17 protein-coding genes and 1 pseudogene are annotated in these 20,299 nt (G+C 68.2%); 14 read left to right on the top strand and 4 right to left on the bottom strand.

The annotated features are described in order from the left end of the window. The first annotated feature begins 41 nt into the window (after positions 1-41). Positions 42-890: an IS5 family transposase gene (locus tag ACFFIA_RS02730; protein ID WP_377244703.1), complete on the top strand. Its 849-nt coding sequence runs from the start codon at positions 42-44 to the stop codon at positions 888-890. Between the two features lie 5 nt (positions 891-895). Next, positions 896-1,582, top strand: a complete 687-nt coding sequence (locus ACFFIA_RS02725; RefSeq protein ID WP_377244700.1) for a hypothetical protein — start codon at positions 896-898, stop codon at positions 1,580-1,582. Positions 1,583-1,753: 171 nt separating this feature from the next. Here the strand turns inward: ACFFIA_RS02725 and ACFFIA_RS02720 are convergent, their stop codons facing one another. Both ACFFIA_RS02720 and ACFFIA_RS02715 read right to left on the bottom strand, forming a co-directional pair. Next, positions 1,754-3,697 carry an AAA family ATPase gene (locus ACFFIA_RS02720; protein WP_377244697.1) on the bottom strand — a complete coding sequence of 648 codons (1,944 nt, stop codon included), beginning with the start codon at positions 3,695-3,697 and terminating at the stop codon, positions 1,754-1,756. Positions 3,698-4,887: 1,190 nt separating this feature from the next. After that, positions 4,888-5,637: a hypothetical protein gene (locus tag ACFFIA_RS02715; RefSeq protein ID WP_377244694.1), complete on the bottom strand. Its 750-nt coding sequence runs from the start codon at positions 5,635-5,637 to the stop codon at positions 4,888-4,890. Between the two features lie 681 nt (positions 5,638-6,318). On the opposite strand from ACFFIA_RS02715, the gene ACFFIA_RS02710 reads away from it, so the two are divergent. The 5 genes from ACFFIA_RS02710 to ACFFIA_RS02690 all read left to right on the top strand — a co-directional run bounded on the left by ACFFIA_RS02710 (position 6,319) and on the right by ACFFIA_RS02690 (position 9,770). After that, on the top strand, positions 6,319-6,546 hold the full coding sequence (locus tag ACFFIA_RS02710) for a DUF433 domain-containing protein (RefSeq protein ID WP_377244691.1): 228 nt from the start codon (positions 6,319-6,321) through the stop codon (positions 6,544-6,546). Further along, positions 6,543-6,908, top strand: a complete 366-nt coding sequence (locus tag ACFFIA_RS02705) for a DUF5615 family PIN-like protein (protein WP_377244688.1) — start codon at positions 6,543-6,545, stop codon at positions 6,906-6,908. Before ACFFIA_RS02710 ends, ACFFIA_RS02705 begins: the two co-directional genes overlap by 4 nt. A gap of 400 nt (positions 6,909-7,308) precedes the next feature. After that, positions 7,309-7,758 (top strand): macro domain-containing protein, encoded by a 450-nt coding sequence (locus ACFFIA_RS02700; protein ID WP_377244685.1) that lies wholly within the window; start codon positions 7,309-7,311, stop codon positions 7,756-7,758. Between the two features lie 261 nt (positions 7,759-8,019). Continuing rightward, on the top strand, positions 8,020-9,135 hold the full coding sequence (locus tag ACFFIA_RS02695) for a sensor histidine kinase (RefSeq protein WP_377244682.1): 1,116 nt from the start codon (positions 8,020-8,022) through the stop codon (positions 9,133-9,135). Further along, complete coding sequence (locus ACFFIA_RS02690; RefSeq protein WP_377244679.1) at positions 9,126-9,770, top strand: response regulator; 645 nt, start codon at positions 9,126-9,128, stop codon at positions 9,768-9,770. The genes ACFFIA_RS02695 and ACFFIA_RS02690 overlap by 10 nt, the downstream gene beginning before the upstream one ends. Here ACFFIA_RS02690 and ACFFIA_RS02685 read toward each other — a convergent pair. Continuing rightward, a complete protein-coding gene (locus ACFFIA_RS02685) occupies positions 9,751-10,383 on the bottom strand; it encodes a DedA family protein (RefSeq protein WP_377244676.1) in 633 nt (210 codons plus the stop codon). The genes ACFFIA_RS02690 and ACFFIA_RS02685 overlap by 20 nt on opposite strands. Between ACFFIA_RS02685 and ACFFIA_RS02680 the strand changes: the two are divergent. The 3 genes and pseudogenes from ACFFIA_RS02680 to ACFFIA_RS02670 form a co-directional block, all read left to right on the top strand. Further along, positions 10,331-10,663, top strand: a pseudogene (locus tag ACFFIA_RS02680) (winged helix-turn-helix domain-containing protein); the annotation flags it as partial. The gene ACFFIA_RS02685 and the pseudogene ACFFIA_RS02680 overlap by 53 nt on opposite strands. A gap of 334 nt (positions 10,664-10,997) precedes the next feature. Continuing rightward, positions 10,998-11,252, top strand: a complete 255-nt coding sequence (locus ACFFIA_RS02675) for a Smr/MutS family protein (RefSeq protein WP_377244673.1) — start codon at positions 10,998-11,000, stop codon at positions 11,250-11,252. Positions 11,253-11,345: 93 nt separating this feature from the next. Continuing rightward, on the top strand, positions 11,346-13,601 hold the full coding sequence (locus tag ACFFIA_RS02670; protein ID WP_377244670.1) for a glycoside hydrolase family 9 protein: 2,256 nt from the start codon (positions 11,346-11,348) through the stop codon (positions 13,599-13,601). Between the two features lie 3 nt (positions 13,602-13,604). On the opposite strand, the gene ACFFIA_RS02665 is transcribed toward ACFFIA_RS02670, so the two are convergent. Further along, positions 13,605-15,989 (bottom strand): M28 family peptidase, encoded by a 2,385-nt coding sequence (locus ACFFIA_RS02665; protein WP_377244667.1) that lies wholly within the window; start codon positions 15,987-15,989, stop codon positions 13,605-13,607. Positions 15,990-16,133: 144 nt separating this feature from the next. Between ACFFIA_RS02665 and ACFFIA_RS02660 the strand changes: the two genes are divergently transcribed. From ACFFIA_RS02660 to ACFFIA_RS02645, 4 genes are all read left to right on the top strand, one after another. Then, entirely contained in the window at positions 16,134-17,339 is a 1,206-nt protein-coding gene (locus ACFFIA_RS02660; protein WP_377245678.1) for a PP2C family protein-serine/threonine phosphatase, read from the top strand. Continuing rightward, complete coding sequence (locus ACFFIA_RS02655; RefSeq protein WP_377244664.1) at positions 17,336-18,934, top strand: sensor histidine kinase; 1,599 nt, start codon at positions 17,336-17,338, stop codon at positions 18,932-18,934. The genes ACFFIA_RS02660 and ACFFIA_RS02655 overlap by 4 nt, the downstream gene beginning before the upstream one ends. 118 nt (positions 18,935-19,052) lie before the next feature. Next, positions 19,053-19,505 carry a response regulator gene (locus ACFFIA_RS02650; protein WP_377244661.1) on the top strand — a complete coding sequence of 151 codons (453 nt, stop codon included), beginning with the start codon at positions 19,053-19,055 and terminating at the stop codon, positions 19,503-19,505. Then, positions 19,498-20,295, top strand: coding sequence for an inositol monophosphatase family protein (locus ACFFIA_RS02645; RefSeq protein WP_377244658.1), 798 nt, complete (start codon positions 19,498-19,500; stop codon positions 20,293-20,295). Before ACFFIA_RS02650 ends, ACFFIA_RS02645 begins: the two co-directional genes overlap by 8 nt. Positions 20,296-20,299 lie beyond the last annotated feature (4 nt).

The following is a 20,299-nucleotide window of genomic DNA, read 5'->3' as shown; positions in this document are numbered from 1 at the left end:
TTCGCACGCCTATGGGAGCGGCCAGCGTCCATAGTGGTCGGATGTCGCGCCAGCGTCGCTATCCCTCGGACCTGACCGACGCCCAGTGGGCCCTGGTCGAGCCGCTGCTGCCCGCGCCGAACTCGGGCGGACGCCCGGAGAAGCATCCTCGCCGCGAACTGGTGGACGCGATCTTGTATGTGGTGCGTACCGGATGCTCGTGGCGGCAGCTGCCGGTCGATTTCCCGCCATGGCAGACGGTTTATTGGTACTTCGACCGATGGGAGAAGGACAAGGTCACAGAGCGGATGCTGGTCGTGCTGCGTCGCCGGGTTCGGGCCGCCCACGGCCGCGCTGAGGAGCCGTCAGCCGGGATCATCGACTCCCAGAGTGTCAGGGGCGCCGACACCGTGCCGCGTACCAGCCGCGGCTACGACGCCGGCAAGAAGGTGAACGGTCGCAAGCGGTTCATCGTCACCGACACCCTCGGCCTGCTGCTGGTCGTGTGCGTGATGGCCGCGAGCGTCCAGGACCGCGACGGGGCCAAGACCACCCTTCTGTCGGCGTACCTGTTCACCCCGGTGCGGTTCGTCTACGCTGACGCTGGCTTTGCCGGGGTGCTGGTCGACTGGTGTCGGCGGATCCTGCGTACCACGCTTGAGGTCGTGCGCAAGGCCTCAGGTCAGAAAGGGTTCGCCGTGATCGCTCGCAGGTGGGTCGTCGAGCGCAGTCTGGCCTGGCTGACCGCCCACCGGCGGCTGGCCCGCGACTATGAGCGCCACCCAGCCACGTCCGAAGCGATGATCCGCTGGGCCGCGATCAACGGCATGGTGCGCCGCCTCACCCGAGGCGGTCCCGCGCGCCGTCAGCCCGCCTGGACCCTCGACGACCTCGCCGTGGCCAAACGGTGACCGGCATGACGCGGACCGAGGTTCTGCGTCATCTGGTGGACCACGGCCGCAACTGCGACACGCCGCGGCTGGAGAGGCTCGCCGCCGAGCTCGGCCTACCCGTGGCAGACGTACTCGTGATCGCGGGCCATCCGGTGCCGGGGCACCTGCTGCCGCCGGACCGCGATAAGGACGTCCTGCGCGCGTTTGCCTACCGCGTGACGTACTGCAATCACCCGCAGCTGGCGGCTCTGCGCGAGTTCCTCCTCGCTCTGCCGGATGAGGGCGCGACACCCGCGCCTCGACCAGCCCGCGATCCGGCGGACCCGGACCCGTTCCCGGCCGTCCTGCACGGTCTTATGCGTAACCGCGGCTTCGGGGTGCAGGAGTTCCCGTTCGTCGGGCTGTCCAGGAGCACCATCAGGGGCATGCTGGGCGGGGCATGGCACCGGCTTTCGCAACTGCAGGCGGTGGCCGGGCCGCTGGGCTGGAGAACGGAGGATCTGGCCACCCTCGCGGACGAGCCGCTGCGGCCCCTCGAATACGGTCCGATGTTCTGTCACCACCTCGGGGCGGTGTTCCTGGCCGCCGTCCCCCGCACAACCGAGCAGCTGGTGCGCGCCGCCCGTGAGGCGGACCGGCTGAGCGCGCGCGAGGACCACGGCGCCTGGCAACCGGTCTCCCAAGGCATCAACGACTGCCCGGACACGTAGGCATGCTCTTCTCAAACACGCTCTCAGGTCACTGCTTACCATCACGATCTTTGCACGCACTTGCCTCAAAAACGGCTTGCGGCGCGTTGTAACGTAACAGCCCTGGTTGCTGAGCTCAAGTAGAGTTCTCGTTGTCGCAGATGATACGGCTACTTCGGCGATTAAAGCGAACTACACCGTATCATATGCCTCTTGAATCATCTGGTCTAGCGTCACGACCTCAGCCGGGCCTGGGTGTGGAATAGACGAGATTACCGGCCTATCGTAGCCGAACGTCAGCTCCTGCCATCGTCTCGAATACTGGTCGGGTAGACCGTTATCGGCCACGATGATTTGGACACGACCTCTATAGGTCTCAGCAAGAATGTCGAGTTGACGATACAGGTTCGCTGCCAGCGCTTCTCCCGCTCCGATTGACTTCCGAGGACTGTCCAACACGAGTAACGCTGGCATCAACGTTGTCGACTCTCGAAGCGCTGTCGCAAGTAACGTAACCCAGTACGCAACAACGAGCGCGGTACGGATCCCTCCGGTACTGACCCGGTCGAAACGCACGCCGTCCACATATGGAAGATATGTGTTATCGTCGATTCTTCCCGATCGGACGCCTGGGACTCCCAAGTTTGCAAGCGTTCGCGCGTAGTCCGCACTCATCGTCCTAAGCAATGTCCGGTTTTCGGCTAGCCGCTGTTCCTGATCGGCTACACGATCTTTTAGCTCATTGCGTATCGTCCTGAGACGATTAGTGTGAAGCGAGATGTCGTTGAAGTGGTCCCACAAACGAAGCCTTTCCTCCAAGGATCGTAGGCGCTCCTCGGCCTTTCCCACGGCTGTGCTTGCATCAGAGAACGCCTGTAGTCGAGGACTGATAAGCTCGCGTGTACGTTCATCCACCGCGCTTGCCAGTCTCTTGGCGTGTTCCTCCGTCTCTATGAGGCGAGTTCGCAGCTCAACCATCCGTCCTTCGCCCGCCGCTAGCAGTTCCACCACCTCGGACTGCTGCGCTTCCAGTTGCCGAACCTCGTAGGAACTCACCTCATCCCCAGAATCGAGAATCGGTTCAGGTTGGAGGCATAAGCGACAAGAGCCATGTGCTACGTCTCTATCTCGGATCGATTGACTACAGCGTGGACAAACTACAAACTCGAAATCGGCAAGTCGCCTGCCGGCCTCCTGTGCCCGACTTAGCCGCGCCAAGTCTTGACGTATTCCGGCAGCCAGCCCAAGTCTTCCTTCGTGTGCAACTTCGACGTCTGTAAGTTCTCGACGTAGGCTGTCGACGCGCTCAAGAGTTGCGACCATCAAGTCCCTGAGAACATCCGTTTGCGCGTCCGCAGGATCGGCTTCGTTGCTTAAGCGCCTCAACCTCTCTTGACTGCGTTCAAGATCAAGTCGCGCTTGTTCCTGGGCAATTAGAGCTTCGTCACGCCCCCCAGCGTCGGCGCTCCGCAGAAAGCGGGAAATTGAACCCTCTTCGGCTTCTGCTGCCGCCAGTTCTTGTTCGGCCGTTTGGAGGCGCGCACTTAGGCTCAGTAGCTCGGCATCCGTAAGTCCAAAAAATAGCTTAAATACAGTCCTTCGTTTGGGCTCGCGATAGGTATCCGTGTGGTGGGCGATACTCCGGTCAATCTCAGGCTGCTCAACGTAGAGACTCGACCATACATCGTTGAAAGTGATCAGGCTTGGTCGACCAGTAGCCTTCTTGTTCGCACTAGATGCTCGCGCGTCGGTAGGCAGCCCGAGAGCCCTCAAAAGCAGCTTTCCCACAGTCTCCTTATCTGCCCTTTTCTGTCCCTCCGTTACGAAAAACCCAAGATCTTCCTGTGTGATTAGGTCCCTGACCTGTACATGCCCCACCTCGTCGTGAACGGCACGTGTAATCTCATACCGTTCTCTTCCCGCAGCGACGCCAAGAGTTACAGCACTAACGTGTTCACTTACAACGGGACTGAACCGGGCACGTCCACCAAGTCCGTGCTTAATCAGCTCAAGCAGGCTGCTCTTTCCGGCGCCCACCGGTCCTGAGAGAACTGTGAGTGGACCGCTGAAGTCGTATCGAACCGGCCCGCCGCTGGTTCCCAACTCGATGCTATCGATTCGAAGGCGGGTGCTCATGGACGGATGACCTCTCGGTGGGGAAGGTCTACAACCTCCGGCAGTCGCTCATAGATCAAATCTTTGAGTTGGCTGCCGCTACGCGCACCCAAATAGTCAGCAATAGCTTGGCAACGAGCCGCTATGCCAGCCCATGATGTGCTCGACAGGAGTTGCTTCACTAGGTCTCGTCCAGCGGGCGTCACGCGTAATGCGACGCTACCCTTTCGCCCACGCGTGTACGCCACCAGACCCCGACCGACCAATCCTCCGATAACGGGATAGTACCGGTCATCCCACGGGCCGAACTTGTATCGAATCATGGGTGCCTCTGCCTCACGATGGTCATCTGCTGTCGGTCGTATGCGGTGGTCCCCACGCAACTCCTCCACGACTCGTTGCGCAAGGACCGGATAGCGCACCAGGAAGTCAAGCTTCGCTAGCTTCGTCAAACCATCGAGCTTCCTGCCAGTTCCAGGAACCCCCGCGACAGCATCAACCAGTAGCAAGACTCGTACCTGATGGTAGGCCAGGTCCTGCCGCGCGGCGGCTAGAGGCTCCGTGGCGAGTTCTGTCATACCGCCTCCGCCTCCGCTTGAGATCGGCTGAAGTGTGTTGCCCGAAGTTTTGCCTGGGCCTCTTCTACATCGAATTGAGGACCAAACCAGACTTGGCATCGACCTGCCAGGTCGCAGATACCGCCCAAGGCCAGCAATCGATCTGGTTCCACGGGCAGGCCGCGAAGGGCATCGGTCATGTCAGCGCGACTAAGTGCCTGCCACATTGCGGCACCGTATCTGCCGCTTCCAGCGGCAGCAGCCGCCGTCTCTGCTGCGGTACTCGCATAGTGTCGTAAGCGTAGCTCTGCCATGGCAAAGTCGCCCGCAGTTCCGGGAACCCCAGACAAACTCTCGCGGCGTATCCGTCGCCAATGTTCTGCCGTTGCTTCGGCTGTCATGACAGTTGTCGGAGTGCATCCGCCGTGCGTTAGCTTCGCCGCGAGCCTCGTAGCCGGAAGTACGACGTCGAGCGGAGCATAGGCACCCGGTGCGTCGGCGGCGGTTCGAATTGCAAGAATAATGTCCGTAACGGCGACCCGGCGGCGACGCAACTCCCTGGCAAGTTCCTCGCTTTGAGATTCACCTCGTGCGATGCCTATCAATGCAGCTAGGTCGCCGAATGGAATTCTTCCCTTTCCGCGCATGCGCTGTCTAAATAGGCCAAGCGTCGCCCCCCCATGCTGCCTTCGCGATAGATACAGGTAGCTCAAGCTCCGCCAATAGCGGCTCGACGTACTTCTCAGGAGCGGCCGCGTTCATATCGTTTCGGTGTGGTCGTCCAGTATCCAGCCGAAGTACTGCAAGGAAGGCCTTGATCTCAGAAAGAAGCTCCGACGACGGCACGATGGACCCCTTCGGGGTGCCAACTTCCACCCGCCACTCCATGGGAAGCTTTGCGATCTTAGCGTGGTGAACTAATTCAACGCCGAAGTTGCGGATCAGCTCGTCCTTCTTGGCGTAATTGCCGCTGTCACTATCCTCTTGGCGTAGCTGCCTGCATAGGCCGTGAAGTTGGGCCGGTGGTCCACTAGCTAGCCCTGCATTTGTCACCATGCGACACCGCATGGTCCTTCCTAGGGCACGCCATCGCCCAAACAGATGCGCCAATCCGCCATCTTCGACGAGGGTTGCCCAAGTCCACGATCCACTCGACAACTCCCGATGTTTAACTGAGACCAGCTCGACGTCGTCGCCCAAGAGGACTGCGTAGTCCTCATGGTGTTCGCAAATAATGGATTGGGCGTTCGCAGTTTCGACGGACGTGCGATCCTGCAGCGCGACGGCTGCGAGGGCCAGCCCATCTGCTGCGGCGACGGCTGCCTGCCATTCGAAAAGGTCCGCCGTACTTGCGCCAGCATCTTCGGGAGCCGGGGTGCTGAGCAGCAGTTCGCGTGCCGTCACGCAACCCCTCCCTCGATCCGAGGCCCTCTTTGAGGATTGTGACGTATTGAGGCTTCATTCGGTAGCCCTCGCCGTACAGGTTGTCGTTGGATCTTCGTCGTTTGCGCCAGCCTGTTTGTGCGACTTAGTTGGGTTGGCTATCGATCCCTACCGCAAGGGCAACTGCCTATAAAGTCCTTTGTCGCAAAGATGACTGTCATGGCCGTCGCAGGCGATGGCGGTTCTCTCGGTTTGACAGCTAGGACGAGTGCTGCCGAATTGATCTCTTCTCCATCAAGCGCGCCGCTACGCGGCGCGGCTCACGACGCGGGTGCGGTGAGCCGCCCGGCGGAAAGCCGCCCCGGACCGCTTCGCGGCCGGGGCGGAAAGCCACCGCGACGCCGGACAGCCGCACCCACGCCGTGAGCCCGGACGATTCCTGGAAGACCATGGGGCTCCGCCCCAAACCCCGGCCCTCCTCGGAGAGTGGGTGACCGGCGGCCCTCCTCATCAGGCACCGCAAGGGCTACCAGGTGCCGCGGACGTGGCCAAGGTCGTTCGTCCGTGGGGCGCTCCACCTTGTCCACGTCCGCGACACCTGGTCGGTCGGTGACTGCCCGACGAGGAGAGCCACCTCCGAGGTCCTGGTTGACCCGACATACGACGTGCGCGAGTCGACTGGCGCAGGGGATGATGGGTGTCATGACAGCCAGGATCTCCATCGACCACCGAATCATGGGCGGCGTGCCGTGCATCGCGGGGACGCGGATCCCGGTGGCTACGGTCGTCGGCTTGCTCGGGCAGGGGTGCAGCATCGATGACGTCTTGGCGGACTACTCCACTCTGACGGCCGAGGATGTACTGGCCGCGCTCCAGTTCGCGGCGAACGCGGTCGACGAGCGCGAGCTGCCCCTGCGGCTGAGCGCGTGAGGTTCCTCGTCGACGAGTGCGTCCCTACCCGGGTCGCAGTCCTGCTCACCAACGCTGGACACGACGCCATCCACGCCTTGGACTGCGGACTCGCTGGCGCCCCCGACGAGGACGTTCTACGTAGGGCCGTCGAGGGCGGGCGAGTACTGATATCCGCCGACACTGACTTCGGCGGGATCCTGGCCCGCTCGCGAGAACGGGCGCCGAGCGTGATTCTCTTCCGTCGTCACGACCGGCTCGCGACCTCTCACGTCGCAGTGCTCCTGGCCAACCTCGACGCCATGGCCGACGACCTTGAGAAGGGTGCATTCATCGTCATCACCGACGACAAGATGCGGATACGCGCCCTTCCCTTCCAGTAGGGCGCCGTGCAGAGTGCGCGCAATGATCAAGCCGCGATGACCAACGCCGAGCCGTAGCGGCCCAGGTCAGCGAGGTACAAGCACGCCTGCGAGGATCGCTTTCCTAAACCGTGTGTCGCAAGTTCGAATCTTGCCGGGGGCACCCTTAGGTTCGGTCGCAATGGCGCTGTGGGCTGGCAATACTCAAGATGGTGGATGGGTGAGCGGTCCTGGAGGCCCGCGTTGGTCGCCAGTACACGGGTGGAGGGATGCAGCCGCTCGGGATTGTGTAGACCGCTCCCGCTCCGATCCGCCGGTTCACAGTCGCCTCCTGACTGTCGATGCACGTGTCGAGACTGCGACAGGCATGCTCGGTCGCACTGGCGAACGTCATGAAGCTCTGTGGGGGAGACTCGGCGGCATGACGTTCACCATGATGACTGGCGATCTCTTCGGGCTCGGTCTCCCCGCGATCGGGCATGGATGCAACTGCGCCGGGGCGATGGGGGCTGGCATCGCGGTTGAGATGCGGCGGCGGTTTCCGGACATGTACGAGGAGTATCGCGAGCTCTGCCAGCGCGGCGACTTCCAGCTCGGCGACATTTTCGTCTGGGAGGCGCCGGACGTGGTGGTCTACAACCTGGCCACGCAGCCGATCCCGCGTCCCCCGGCGACCCTGGAGGCGATCGACACCAGCGTGCGGGCGGCGCTCTCCGACGCGGCGAGTCGTGGGCTGCCGCGCCTTGGCGTGCCGCGGATCGGGGCCGGGCTGGGCGGGCTGAAGTGGATCGACGTTGCCGAGGTGCTGGCGAACGCCGGTGAAGAGAGCCCCGTCGAGCTGATCGCGGTGTCGCTGCCAACGCCGGATTGAGAAACGCCAGGCGCCAGGCCGGCACCGCGCCCACCAGAGGCCCCGCTGAGAAGCGGCGGAGCCAGGCCAGCACCACGCCGCTGAGCACCGCGAACACTGGAGGCCCCGCGCAGACCCGGCCCCGCACAGACCCGGCCACAAACCCCGTGACGGGTCCCAGCAAGCCCCACGAGGCCCCCGCAAAGCTGCGGGCGCGCTTGGAAGCCAGCGGCAAACCCCACGGAACTACCTGTGGAAAGCCGCAGCGCTAGCCTCGCCAGTGTGGTCTGGACTTGGGCGCGAGTGGGCGTCGGCGTGCTGCTCGGCACCGTCACCGCCCTCGTCGAGCTGGTCTTCCTCGCCTGGGCCGCCCTCATCCTGATCCCCGCCTGGGCGCAGCCGAGGGCTCGCCGGGCGGCCGTACACCGGATCCACGCCGGCGCCCGCAACCTCTGCGAGGTCGAGCGGTGGCGGCTGGCGGCCTTCCTGCGTACGGAGAACGCGAGCGACTACACCGGCCGCCGCGCGGTCGAGTACCTCGCGCTGCGGTGGTCGGCCGGGCTGCTCGGCGGCCTGCTCCTGCTGCTGTTCCTCTACGGCGTGGCGGTCGGCGCCATCTGGACCCACGACCTGTTCACCGGCCGGAGCACCGTGCTGCTGGTGGTGTCCCAGATCGTGCTCGGCTTGTTGGGGCTGTTCCTGAGCATCCAGGGGTTCATCGGGGTCGCCGCCATCGAACGCCGCCTCGCCCGCCACTTCCTCGGCCCCAGCACGCGGGAGATGCTGGAACGCCGGATCACCGAGCTGTCCACCAGCCGCGCGGGCGTGGTGGCGGCCATCGACGCGGAACGGCGGCGGATCGAGCGTGACCTCCACGACGGCGTGCAGCAGCGGCTGGTGGCGCTCGGCATGCTGCTGGGCCGCGCCCGCCGTTCGGCCGACAACGCCGCGCTCCTCGCGCAGGCCCACGCGGAGACCCAGCACCTGCTCGACGAGCTGCGCGACGTGGCGTGGCGGGCGTACCCGGCGGCGCTCGACAACCTCGGCCTCCACGAGGCGCTGCTGCGCGTGGCGGAGCGGGCCGGGGTGCCGGTGCGCCTCCGGTACGAGCTGGGGGAGCGACCGCCCACCGCCGTGGAGACCGCCGCGTACTTCGTGGTCTCCGAGGCCGTCACCAACGCCGCCAAGCACGCCTACGCCGAGGAGGTGACCGTGGACATCACGCGCACCGACAAGCTGACCGTCCGGATACGGGACGACGGTATCGGTGGGGCCGACCCGAGCGGGAGCGGCCTCTCCGGGCTGGCGCGGCGAGTGGCGGCGCTGGATGGGGAGTTCACTGTGGACAGCCCGGCGGGCGGGCCGACCGTGATCGTGGCGGAGTTGCCGTGCGCGTGACGCTGGCCGAAGACTCGACGCTGCTGCGCGAGGGCCTGGTTCGCCTCCTGGCCGAGGAGGGGCACGAGGTGGTGGCCGCGGTGGGGGATGCCGGCGCGCTCCTCGCGGCGGTGGCGGCGGAGCAGCCGGACGTGGTGGTGGCCGACGTACGCATGCCACCGACCCACACCGACGAGGGGCTGCGTGCCGCGCTCCAGATCCGCGAGCGGTGGCCCGGAGTGGGAGTGCTGGTCCTCTCCCAGTACGTGGAGAGGCGCTACGCCGTCGACCTGCTCACCGGTCAGCCGGAGGGGGTCGGCTACCTGCTCAAGGACCGGGTCGCCCAGGTAGGGGAGTTTCTCGACGCGCTGGTGCGGGTCGGCGAGGGCGGGGCGGCCTTCGACCCGGAGGTGGTACGCCAGCTGCTGGCGCGGACCACGCACACCGACCCGCTCAGCCGCCTCACCGAGCGGGAGCGGATGGTGCTCGACCACATGGCGCAGGGGCGCACCAACGCCACCATCGCCCAGCAACTGCACGTGTCGCAGAGCGCGGTCGAGAAGCACGTCAACGCGATTTTCGACAAGCTCGACCTGTCGCACGTCACCGGCTACAGCCGGCGGGTTCTGGCCGTACTCAGGTATCTCGGCTCCTGATTTTGCGCACGCGGGCGGTGACCCACCAGGCCACCGCGACCACGACGACGGCCACTACCAGCCACTGGAACCAGCCGGCGTAGGTCTCGACCACGTGCCAGTTCTGGCCGAGGAGGTAGCCGGCGACGATGAAGGCCGAGTTCCAGATGAGGCTGCCCGCCGTGGTGAGCAGCACGAACGACGGTAGCCGCAGGCGTTCGATGCCTGCCGGGATGGAGACGAAGCTGCGAAATATCGGGACCATCCGCCCGAAGAACACCGCCTTCGTGCCATGCCGGGCAAACCATGCCTCGGTGCGGTCGATGTCCGACACCTCGACCAGCGGTATCCGCGCCGCGAGTGCCCGCGTCCGCTCGCGGCCAAGCAGCGCGCCCAGCCCGTAGAGCACGAGCGCGCCGGCGAGCGAGCCCAACGTGGTCCACGCGATCGCGGCCGCCAGGCTGATGTCGCCCTGGCTCGCGGTGAAGCCGGCGAGCGGCAGGATCACCTCGCTGGGCAGGGGCGGGAAGAGGTTTTCCAGCGCCACGGCGAGGCCAGCGCCGGGAGCGCCCAGCGCCTCCATGAGGTCGACCGCCCAGCCGGCGATGCCACCAGGCTCGCTCGCTCCGATCATTGTCCAGCAATCATTACCGCTCGGCGGCCGTTCCATGCGGTCGTTCACTGGATTCGGCCGGCGCTCGTGTCGGCGGGCGCCGAAGCCTCCCGCGCGCATGATGGTTGGCATGTCGCCACGCCTGGCCCGGCTCGCGGCGCTGCTCGCCGACGGCACGCGCGCCACGTTCTGCGTGGCGCTGCTCGACGGGCGGGCCTGGACCGCGGGCGAACTCGCCCGCCACGCCGGCGTCGCCCCCTCCACCGCCAGCGAACACCTCAGCCTCCTCGTCGCCGGCGGCCTCCTCGCGGAGGAACACCAGGGCCGCCACCGCTACGTCCGCCTGGCCACGCCGCGCGTGGCTGAGCTGATCGAAGACATGGTGGGGTACGCGGACGCGGGTCCACCGGCGCCCCCGAAGTCCCTGCGCGGGGCCGCCGCGAGCGAGGCGATGGCCCGCGCCCGCACCTGCTACGACCACCTGGCGGGCCGGCTTGGCGTACGCGTGACCGACGCGATGGTCGAGCGCGGGCTGCTGGACACGGAGGCGGGTCTCGCCCTGACCGAACGCGGCCGCACCTGGCACGCGTCCGGTGGCTCGGGGGCGTGTCGAACTCGGGCTAGGCTGGCGGGCGATGAAGCTGAAGCTGGACCTGCACGACATCTTCAACCGTGGCCACGACATCGACCGCGCGCTCCGCGCCATCATCGACGAGGCCGTGGCGAAGAAGGCCGCCGTAGTGGAGATCATCCCGGGGAAGGGTTCCGGCCAGCTCAAGAAGCGCGTGTTGCGGTTCCTCGATCAGAAGGAGATCAAGGAGCTGTACCACCGGGTCGAGAAGGACTCGAAGAACTTCGGTCGCCTCTTCGTGCATTTCCGGCATAAGTAGCTGCATGGACGACCGGTCGAGAGATCGGTCCATTGACACGTCTGAAACACGTTGACAACATGGAGCGACGGTTGGGAGCGCTCCCATCAGCCGATGCCCCACCCATCGGGAAGGATCAACGTGACCAGACCCATCGGACGGCTCGCCATAGCCGTGGCGGGCGCCTTGCTCGCCACCGGCCTCACCGCCTCCTCGGCGTACGCCGAGGGGCCCGAACAGATCGTCAACGGCACCTTCGACAGCGGCCACGCCCCCTGGTGGGGTACGGCCAACATCACGCTCGACTCCGGCAGCGGCCAGCTCTGCGCCGACGTACCCGGTGGGACCGTCAACCCGTGGGACGTGATCATCGGGCAGGACAACGTGCCCCTGGTCGCCGGCGAGACGTACGCCTACACCTTCTTCGCCACCGCCACGCCGACCAAGGTCGCCCGGGCGCTCATCCAGCTCCCGGTCGACCCGTGGACGCAGTACCTGAGCGCCAACCCCGAGCTGAGCGTCTCCGGCAACCAGTACACGTACACGTTCACCGCGCCGGTCGATCTGCCCAACGCGCAGGTGGCGTTCCAGATCGGCGGCAGCACCGACCCGTGGCGGTTCTGCGTCGACAACATCTCGCTGACCGGCGGGGCGGTGCAGGAGCCGTACGAGCCGGACACCGGGCCGCGGGTCCGCGTCAACCAGGTCGGCTACCTGCCCAAGGGCCCGAAGAACGCCACCGTGGTGACCGAGGCGACCAAGGCCCTGCCGTGGCAGCTCAAGAACTCGGCGGGCAAGGTGGTCGCCTCCGGGCGTACGACGCCGCGCGGGCTCGACGCCTCCTCCGGGCAGAACGTGCACAGCCTCGACTTCAGCCGGTACACCAAGGCGGGCAGCGGCTACACGATCACGGCGGACGGCGAGACCAGCCATCCGTTCGACATCGGTGAGGCGTTCTGGGAGAAGCTGCGCATTGACGCGCTGAAGTTCTACTACACGCAGCGCAGTGGCATCGAGATCCTGGAGAGCCTGCGCCCCGGCTACGGGCGCCCGGCCGGCCACATCGGCGTCGCGCCCAACCAGGGCGACGTGAGCGTGCCCTGCCAGCCCGGCGTCTGTGACTACACGCTCGACGTGTCGGGCGGCTGGTACGACGCGGGCGACCACGGCAAGTACGTCGTCAACGGCGGCATCTCGGTGCACCAGCTGATGAGCGAGTTCGAGCGTTCCCGCGAGCCGTGGACGCTGCGTGACGGCACGCTCGACATCCCGGAGAGCCGCAACCGCGTGCCGGACATCCTCGACGAGGCGCGGTGGGAGCAGGAGTTCCTGCTGAGCATGCAGGTGCCGGCCGGCAAGCCGCTCGCCGGCATGGCCCACCATAAGATCCACGACGAGAGCTGGACCGGGCTGCCGCTGCTGCCGCACCTCGACGACCGCAAGCGCGAGCTGCACGCGCCGTCGACTGCCGCAACGCTCAACCTCGCGGCCACCGCGGCCCAGGCGGCGCGGGTCTTCCGGCCGTACGACCGGGCCTTCGCCCAGCGCAACCTCGCGGCCGCGAAGACCGCGTGGGCCGCCGCGAAGGCGCACCCGGACATCATCGCCGACCCGGCCGACGGCAACGGCGGTGGCACGTACAGCGACCCGGACGTGAGCGACGAGTTCTACTGGGCGGCCGCCGAGCTGTACATCACCACCGGTGACCGCGAGTTCAAGAACTTCGTGCTCGCCTCGCCGCACCACAAGGCCGACATCTGGCGTGAGCGCGGCTTCGACTGGGGCAACACCGCCCAGCTCGGCCGCCTCCAGTTGGCGACCCGCCCCAACAACCTGCCCGACCGCCACCGCGTGAAGGCGTCGGTGGTGCAGGGCGCGGAGAAGTACCTGGCGACGCAGAAGGCGCACCCCTACGGCATCCCGTACGCGCCGAGCGACAACGTGTACGACTGGGGCTCCAACAACCTCATCGTCAACAACCTGATCGTGGTCGCCGCCGCGTACGACCTGACCGGCAAGCAGCGCTACCTCGACGGCGTGCTCCAGGGGATGGACTACATCTTCGGCCGCAACGCGCTCAACCAGTCGTACGTAACCGGCTACGGCGAGGTGGCGTCGAAGAACCAGCACAGCCGGTGGTACGCCCGCCAGCTCAACCCCGAGCTGCCCAACCCGCCGGTCGGCACGCTCTCCGGCGGCCCCAACTCGCTGATCCAGGACCCGGTCGCGCAGCAGAAGCTCCAGGGGTGCGCCCCGCAGTTCTGCTACATCGACGACATCGAGTCGTGGGCCACCAACGAGCTGACCATCAACTGGAACGCCCCGCTCTCCTGGATCTCCGCGTTCATCGCGGACCAGGGCAAGGGCTAGGCCCTAGACCGGCACTGTCGTGGCTACCGCCACCAGCTCGCTCGTGTGGGTCCCCGCGATCCCCACGTCGGGCGGGCGGGGGCGGTAGCCCGGCAGGCCGGTCAGCCCGTCGCTGCCGTCCATCACCCGCAGGCCGACCTGGCCGGCGGGGCCACCGGACGGGCGCAGCACCAGCTCCACCTCCACGCCCTCCGTCGGCGGTGCGTGGAATACCATGCCGAACGACCACCGCCCGCCCTCCTCCCGCTCCACCGGCGCGGGCTGCCCGGCCACGCGAGCCGAGACGACCGTGGCGGTGGCGGCGTCCACGTGCAGCGTGAGCATCCGCACCGGGCGCTGCGGGCGCACGCGGAGGCGTACGTGCCGCTCGCCGGTGGCGCTGGGCAGTTGCTCGACGTCCACTGTGGGCGCTGGGAGTGCGGCCACCTCGGCCGGCCCGGTGCGAAACTCGTCGTCGCCGAGCCCGGGGAAGTCGTCCTCGACGGGAGCGGGGTCGCCGGAGACGTACCGCCCGGTCCACTCCTGCTCCGACTCCTCCTCGCTGAGCCACAGCGCCTTGCCGGTGGAGGTGTCCAGCGCGTACATGAGGTGGGTCGGTGACGGGCGCGCGGCGTCGAATCCGTTTGCCGACAGGCCCACGCCGGTGAGCACCACCGCCGCGAGCCCGGTGGCCAGCCCTGGATAGATCGCCCACCGCCGGGCCCGCACCGCCTCCATAGCCCGCTGCCCGCCGGCCTCGGCGAAGAGCAGGTCGGTCACGGGCAGCGCGGCGAGCCCCAGCAGCACCGCGAAGAGCGCGCCCACCGCGCCCATCGCCAGGCCCAGTGCTGGGAAGAGCAGCGCGATCGTGGGGGCCAGGATCACCGTGGCGACGGCCGCCGCGGCCGTCGTCGCCACCATCCCCAGCCGGGGCACGGCCAGCGCGAGAAGGCCACCAACCGCGCCACTCAAGGCCGGGATGGAGGTGAGGTACGACCCGCCGGGCGCGACGGCCGCCAGAGCGAGACCGAAGACGACCAGCCAGCCGAGCCCGCCGATCGCCAGGGACGCGGGACCGAGCCGGCGGCGCAGCAGTGCGTACCAGGTGAAAAGGACCGCCGCGGAGAGTGCGATGACCGCGAGCCTGAACCACAGCGGGCGGTATGGGTCGACAAGCTCGGTGTAGCCGGGGCGTACGACGGTGAGGATCGCCCACAGCGCCTGCGCCAGCGCGGCCGCGGCGACGATCGGGATCAGCGCGAGACCGAAGCCACCGGCGACCCGCCCCCACGTGGTGCGCCCCCGGCGCCGGGCCAGCCACGCCAGCGCGCCGGTCGCCACGAGCGCGAGCAGCGCGAGGGGCCAGGTCAGCCAGCCGGGGTAGTGGACAAGTCCACCGGGCGCGGGGAAGTACGTGGCGTCCCCGCTGGCCTCCACTGTGGACAGATCGAGCCCGCCGAACTCGCGGGCCAGCGCGAGTGTGTTGTCACCGTGCTGCTGGAGGCTGGCGCGGCTCATCGAGGCGGGCGTGTCGAGTGGGGTGTGGTAGACCGCCGCACCGTCGATGTACGCGGAGTTGAGGCCGGCGAAGCCCTTGTCGAGAAACACGGTGAAGTCGGTGTCGTTCGGCAGCAGCCGGTAGACCTCGACCGCGAACGACGTGCCGACCGGATGGGGCGCGGCCCGCCCGAAGGCGCTCACCAGCGCGGCGTTGCGGCGCGACGTCTCGAACGTGATGACCGGCCCGCCGCTTCCGCGCGCCTCGAGGTTGAGCACCACGCCACCGTCGGCGGCGAGCGGATGCGACGAGGCGAACGCGGACGCGCCGCAGAGGCAGGCCTCCTCGGCGTCGGTCAGCACGAACACCACGTCGTTGCGCAGCCGCGGCCCGCTGGTCAGCGCCCGCGCCACCTCCAGGATCGCGGCCACACCGGCGCCGTCGTCGTTGCCGCCCGGCCCCACCTGTACCGAGTCGTAGTGTGCGACCAGGAAGACTCGGCCGGTCGACGCGGTGCCGGGGAGCGTCGCGACGACGTTGCGTACCCGCGCATAGGTCACGCCGCCCTCGCCGCCGGAGACCTGCCCCGCCTCCGTACCAACGGTGTCCTGGACCGTCGGCGAGAGGCCGAGGTCGCGCAGCGTGACCTCGATCCGCTCGCGATTGCGTTCGTTGGCCGCGCTGCCGGCGGCATGGGTCTGTGTGCTGAGTGCCTCGACATGCCTGTACGCGCGCGCCGCGCTGAAGTCGCCGGCCGGCGCGCTCGCGTCGCGCGGCTCCGGTGGCTGGACGTCGAACAGAGTGATCGCACCGAGCGCGACCAGCACGGTCATCGCGGCGAGGGCGGTCAGCGCGCGGCGGCGGGGGCGGATGAGTGCGCGGTCCGCGGGGGCCTCCAGATCCACGACCATGGTTGACATCATCCGTCCCGGACGGCCCGCTGGCATCCACCGGGCAGGCGGGTCGCCGCTACCGCCACGCGTGGCCTAGCGTGTTGGCATGGCTCTTGCCCGCGTGCACGCGCCGCGTTCCAAGAGGGCGCGGCGATGACTGTCATGCCTCCGCGGGCATACCCGTACGGAGGGGCTAATCCGGGCGCAGTCCTGCCCGGAGGCGAGCGGCTGCGCGTCCTTCTGGTGGAAGACGACGACGCCGACGCGTTCCTCGTCGGCGAGCTGCTGGCCGAGGCGGACGCCAAGGTCGACCTCGCGGTGACCGCCAGCCTCACCGAGGCGCGCGAGCGGGTCGCCGGCGTCGACTGCGTGCTGCTCGACCTCGGCCTGCCCGACGCGCAAGGGCTCGACGGGCTGCGTCAGGTGCTCGCGATGGCCGAGCACGCCGCGGTGGTGGTGCTCACCGGCCGGCAGGACGAGCACCTCGGCGTCGGGGCGGTCGCCGAGGGCGCCCAGGACTATCTGCTCAAGGGTCAGGTAGACGGCGTGCTGCTGACCCGCGCGCTGCGCTACGCGGTGGAGCGCAAGCGGGCCGACGAAAACGCACGGCGGCTGCGCGAGGTCGAGTTGCGCCAGGCGGAGTCGGCTCGCCTCGAGCGGGGTCTGCTGCCGCAGCCGCTGATGACCACCGAGCTGGTCGAGACGCACCCCTTCTACCAGCCAGGCCGCCACGCCGCCGTGATCGGCGGCGACTTCTACGACGTGGTGCAGGCCGGCGACCGGCTGCACCTGATCGTCGGCGACGTCTGCGGCCACGGTGCCGACGAGGCGGCGCTCGGCGTCGAGCTTCGGGTCGCCTGGCGGGCGCTGATCCTCGCCGGCGTGCCGGAAGACGCGGTGTTGCCGGCGCTGGAGCAGGTGCTGATGAGCGAGCGGAAGGCGCGGGAGATCTTCGCGACCGTCGCCGCCGTGACGCTCGACCTGCCGACCAACCGCGGGACCGTGCGCCTCGCCGGTCACCCCCCACCGCTACTGCTCTCCGGCGGCAAGGTGCGGCCGGTGCCGGCACCGCACGGGCTGCTGCTCGGCGTGCAGCCCCGACCACCGCACCCCTACGACCTGGAGTTCGACGGTGAGGACTGGTCCCTGCTGATGTACACGGACGGCCTCATCGAGGGGCGGACCGGTCGCGGCAACGAGCGGCTCGACGTGGGCGGCCTGTGCGCGCTGCTCGCCGAGCGCGAGGCCCGCGACATACCACTGCCCGCCCTGCCGCAGTGGCTGATCGGCCGGGCCGAAGACGCCAACGACGGCCCGCTCGTCGACGACGTGGCCATGCTGCTGGTCTCGAGGGGCGCTGGCCGGTGAAGCGATCCTGGAGCCTGCGCCAGCGGGTGACGGCCCTCTGCGCGGTGGTCGGCGGGCTGCTCGCGCTCGTGGCGATCGTCGCGGCCGGCACGGCCACGGCCACCCGCTCGCAGGTCGACACCCTCGCCAACCGCGCCACCCCGCTGCGCACCGGCTCGGAGGCGGTGCTCACCGCGCTGGTCGACCAGGAGACATCGATCCGCGGGTTCGCGGTCAACGGCGACGAGGCCGACCTCCTGGCGTACACGAGCGGCATCGCCGAGGAGCGCCGGCTGATCGACGCGATGCTCGCGCTGGTCGAAGACGAGCAGAGCATCCGCCAGGCCCTCGAGCAGGTCAGCAACGACGCGGCCGTCTGGCGGCGCGATGTCGCCGAGCCGGTGATCGCCGCGGTCCGCGGCCAGGGGCCGGCAGCCGGCCAGGCACTCATCAACGACGTCGCCCGCCAGCGCTTCGACAAGGTGCGGGCCACGGCGCAGGCGTTGCAGGAGGAGATCGGCACCTTCCGCGACGAGACCGCCGACCGGGCGAAGGGGAGCAGCAGCCTCCTCGTCGCCCTGCTGATCGCGGCCACCGTGATCGTGCTGGCGGCCGGCATCGCCCTGCTGATCTCGCTGCGCCGCCTGGTGATCGAGCCGCTGACCACGCTCGCCGAGCAGGTGCGCGCGGTCGCCGGCGGGGAGTACGACTCTCCGATCGAGAGCAGGGGGCCACCGGAGCTGGCCGCACTCGCCACCGACGTCGACGGCATGCGCCGGAAGATCGCCTCCGACCTGGCCGAGGTGCGCGATGCGCGGGAGCGCATCGAGTGGGTCAACAGCCAGCTCCAGACGCAGGCGGAGGAGCTGATGCGCTCCAACCGTGACCTGGAGCAGTTCGCGTACGTCGCCTCGCACGACCTCCAGGAGCCGCTGCGCAAGGTGGCCAGCTTCTGCCAGTTGCTCCAGCGGCGCTACGCGGGGCAGCTCGACGAGCGTGCCGACCAGTACATCGCGTTCGCGGTCGACGGTGCCCAGCGGATGCAGCGCCTGATCAACGACCTGCTCGCGTTCTCCCGGATCGGGCGGATGACCTCCGGCTTCACCGAGGTCGACCTCAACGCGCTGATGGCCGACGTGGCCAGCCAGACCGAGTCCGCCCGCAACTACGCCAACGGCGAGCTGACCTGGTCCGAGCTGCCCACCGTGCTCGGCGAGCAGGCGCTGCTGACCACACTGCTGGCCAACCTGGTGAGCAACTCGATCAAGTTCCGCCACCCCGACCGCCCGCCGAAGGTGCACGTCTCGGCGAGGCGGGTCGGCGAGGAGTGGGAGATCAGCTGCCAGGACAACGGGATCGGCGTCGAGCAGGAGTTCGCTGACAAGATTTTCGTGATCTTCCAGCGGCTGCACGCCAAGGACTCGTACCCCGGCACCGGCATCGGGCTCGCGATCGCAAAGAAGATCGTCGAATACCATGGCGGCCGGATCTGGGTCGCGCCCGAGCCGGGCGAGGGTACCGTGATCAAGTTCACGCTGCCGGTGCTCGCCAGGAGCGAGGAGGAGCCGGTCGGCGAGGATGCGCCGGTGCGAGGCAGCGAGGTGAGCGCGGCGTGAGCGAGCGAGCTGGTGCGGTGGCGGGTTCACGCCACGCCGCCCTGGCGAGGTCGCCGCGTGCCGCGGGCGGACGGCCTCGCCCTTCGACACGGCGCGAGCGAGCAAATCAGGAGAGACTGTGACCGTGCCTGCCGACGGAAGGAGCCCGATCGAGGTCCTCCTCATCGAGGACGATCCGGGCGACGTGCTCATGACGCAGGAGGCGTTCGAGGAGCACAAGCTTCGCAACACGCTCACCGTGGTCACGGACGGTGACGCTGCGCTCGCCTACCTGCGCCGCGAGGGGGAGTACAAGGACGCTGTGGCGCCCGACCTCATCCTCCTCGACCTCAACCTGCCCCGCCGTGACGGTCGCGAGGTGCTCGCCGAGATCAAGAAGGACGATCGGCTGGGCCGCATCCCGGTCGTCGTGCTCACGACCTCGCAGGCCGACGAAGACATCCTGCGCAGCTACGAGCTGCACGCCAACGCGTACGTCACCAAGCCCGTCGACTTCGACCGGTTCATCGCCGTCGTCCGTCAGATCGACGAGTTCTTCGTCAGCGTGGTGAAGCTGCCGCCTCGTGGCTGACCTGGTCGACTCGGTCGGGCTGCTGCTCCGCGAGGTGGCCGCCGCGGTGGTGCTGCCGTCGTACCAGCACCTGGCCGAGGGCGAGATCGAGGAGAAGGCGCCCGGCGAGCTGGTGACCGTCGCCGACCGGCGGTCCGAGGTGGCGATCGCCGACGGGCTCCGCGCGCTGCTGCCCGGCTCGGTCGTGGTGGGCGAGGAGGGCGTGTCCGCCGACCCCACCGTGCTCGACCTGCTCCGTGAGCCCGGCCCGGTGTGGGTCGTCGACCCGATCGACGGCACCGGCAACTTCGCCGCCGGCCACGGCCCGTTCGCCCTCATGACGGCCCTCGTCCGCGGCGGCGCTCCGGTGGCCGCCTGGATCCTCGACCCGCTGGCCGGCACGCTCGCGGTCGCGGAGTCCGGCTCGGGGGCATACCTCGACGGCATCCGCGTCACCCTGCCCGGCGATGCCAAGGGCCCGCTGCGCGGCGTCGCGATGAACCGCTTCCTCCCCGCCGACGTCAAGGCCCGCGTGGCGCGTGGCCTGCCGGCGATCGACGAGGCGCTGCCAGGGCTGCACTGCGCCGGCCGCGAATACCTCGACATCCTCACCGGCGCGCAGGGCTTCGTGCTCTTCTGGCGCACCCTGCCGTGGGACCACGTACCCGGCGCGCTGCTGGTGCACGAGGCGGGCGGCGTGGTGCGGCGGCTCGACGGCAGCTCGTACGACCTGACCGGCGACGGCTACGGCCTGCTGGCCGCCGTCAACGAGCCGACCTGGCAGCGCGTCCACGCCACGCTGCTCGGCTGAATCG

It is taken from the genome of Phytohabitans kaempferiae, from assembly GCF_042433955.1.
GTDB lineage: Bacteria > Actinomycetota > Actinomycetes > Mycobacteriales > Micromonosporaceae > Phytohabitans > Phytohabitans kaempferiae.
The sequence above is the reverse complement of the archived record's forward strand: the minus strand, read 5'-3'. Positions and strand labels throughout refer to the sequence as shown.

Coding starts and splice junctions, on each gene's coding strand:
- ACFFIA_RS02730 (WP_377244703.1), top strand. CDS start 42: ATGTCGCGCCAGCGTCGCTATCCCTCGGACCTGACCGACGCCCAGTGG.
- ACFFIA_RS02725 (WP_377244700.1), top strand. CDS start 896: ATGACGCGGACCGAGGTTCTGCGTCATCTGGTGGACCACGGCCGCAAC.
- ACFFIA_RS02720 (WP_377244697.1), bottom strand. CDS start 3,697: ATGAGCACCCGCCTTCGAATCGATAGCATCGAGTTGGGAACCAGCGGC.
- ACFFIA_RS02710 (WP_377244691.1), top strand. CDS start 6,319: ATGACAGCCAGGATCTCCATCGACCACCGAATCATGGGCGGCGTGCCG.
- ACFFIA_RS02700 (WP_377244685.1), top strand. CDS start 7,309: ATGACGTTCACCATGATGACTGGCGATCTCTTCGGGCTCGGTCTCCCC.
- ACFFIA_RS02685 (WP_377244676.1), bottom strand. CDS start 10,383: ATGATCGGAGCGAGCGAGCCTGGTGGCATCGCCGGCTGGGCGGTCGAC.
- ACFFIA_RS02675 (WP_377244673.1), top strand. CDS start 10,998: ATGAAGCTGAAGCTGGACCTGCACGACATCTTCAACCGTGGCCACGAC.
- ACFFIA_RS02670 (WP_377244670.1), top strand. CDS start 11,346: ATGCCCCACCCATCGGGAAGGATCAACGTGACCAGACCCATCGGACGG.
- ACFFIA_RS02665 (WP_377244667.1), bottom strand. CDS start 15,989: ATGGTCGTGGATCTGGAGGCCCCCGCGGACCGCGCACTCATCCGCCCC.
- ACFFIA_RS02660 (WP_377245678.1), top strand. CDS start 16,134: ATGCCTCCGCGGGCATACCCGTACGGAGGGGCTAATCCGGGCGCAGTC.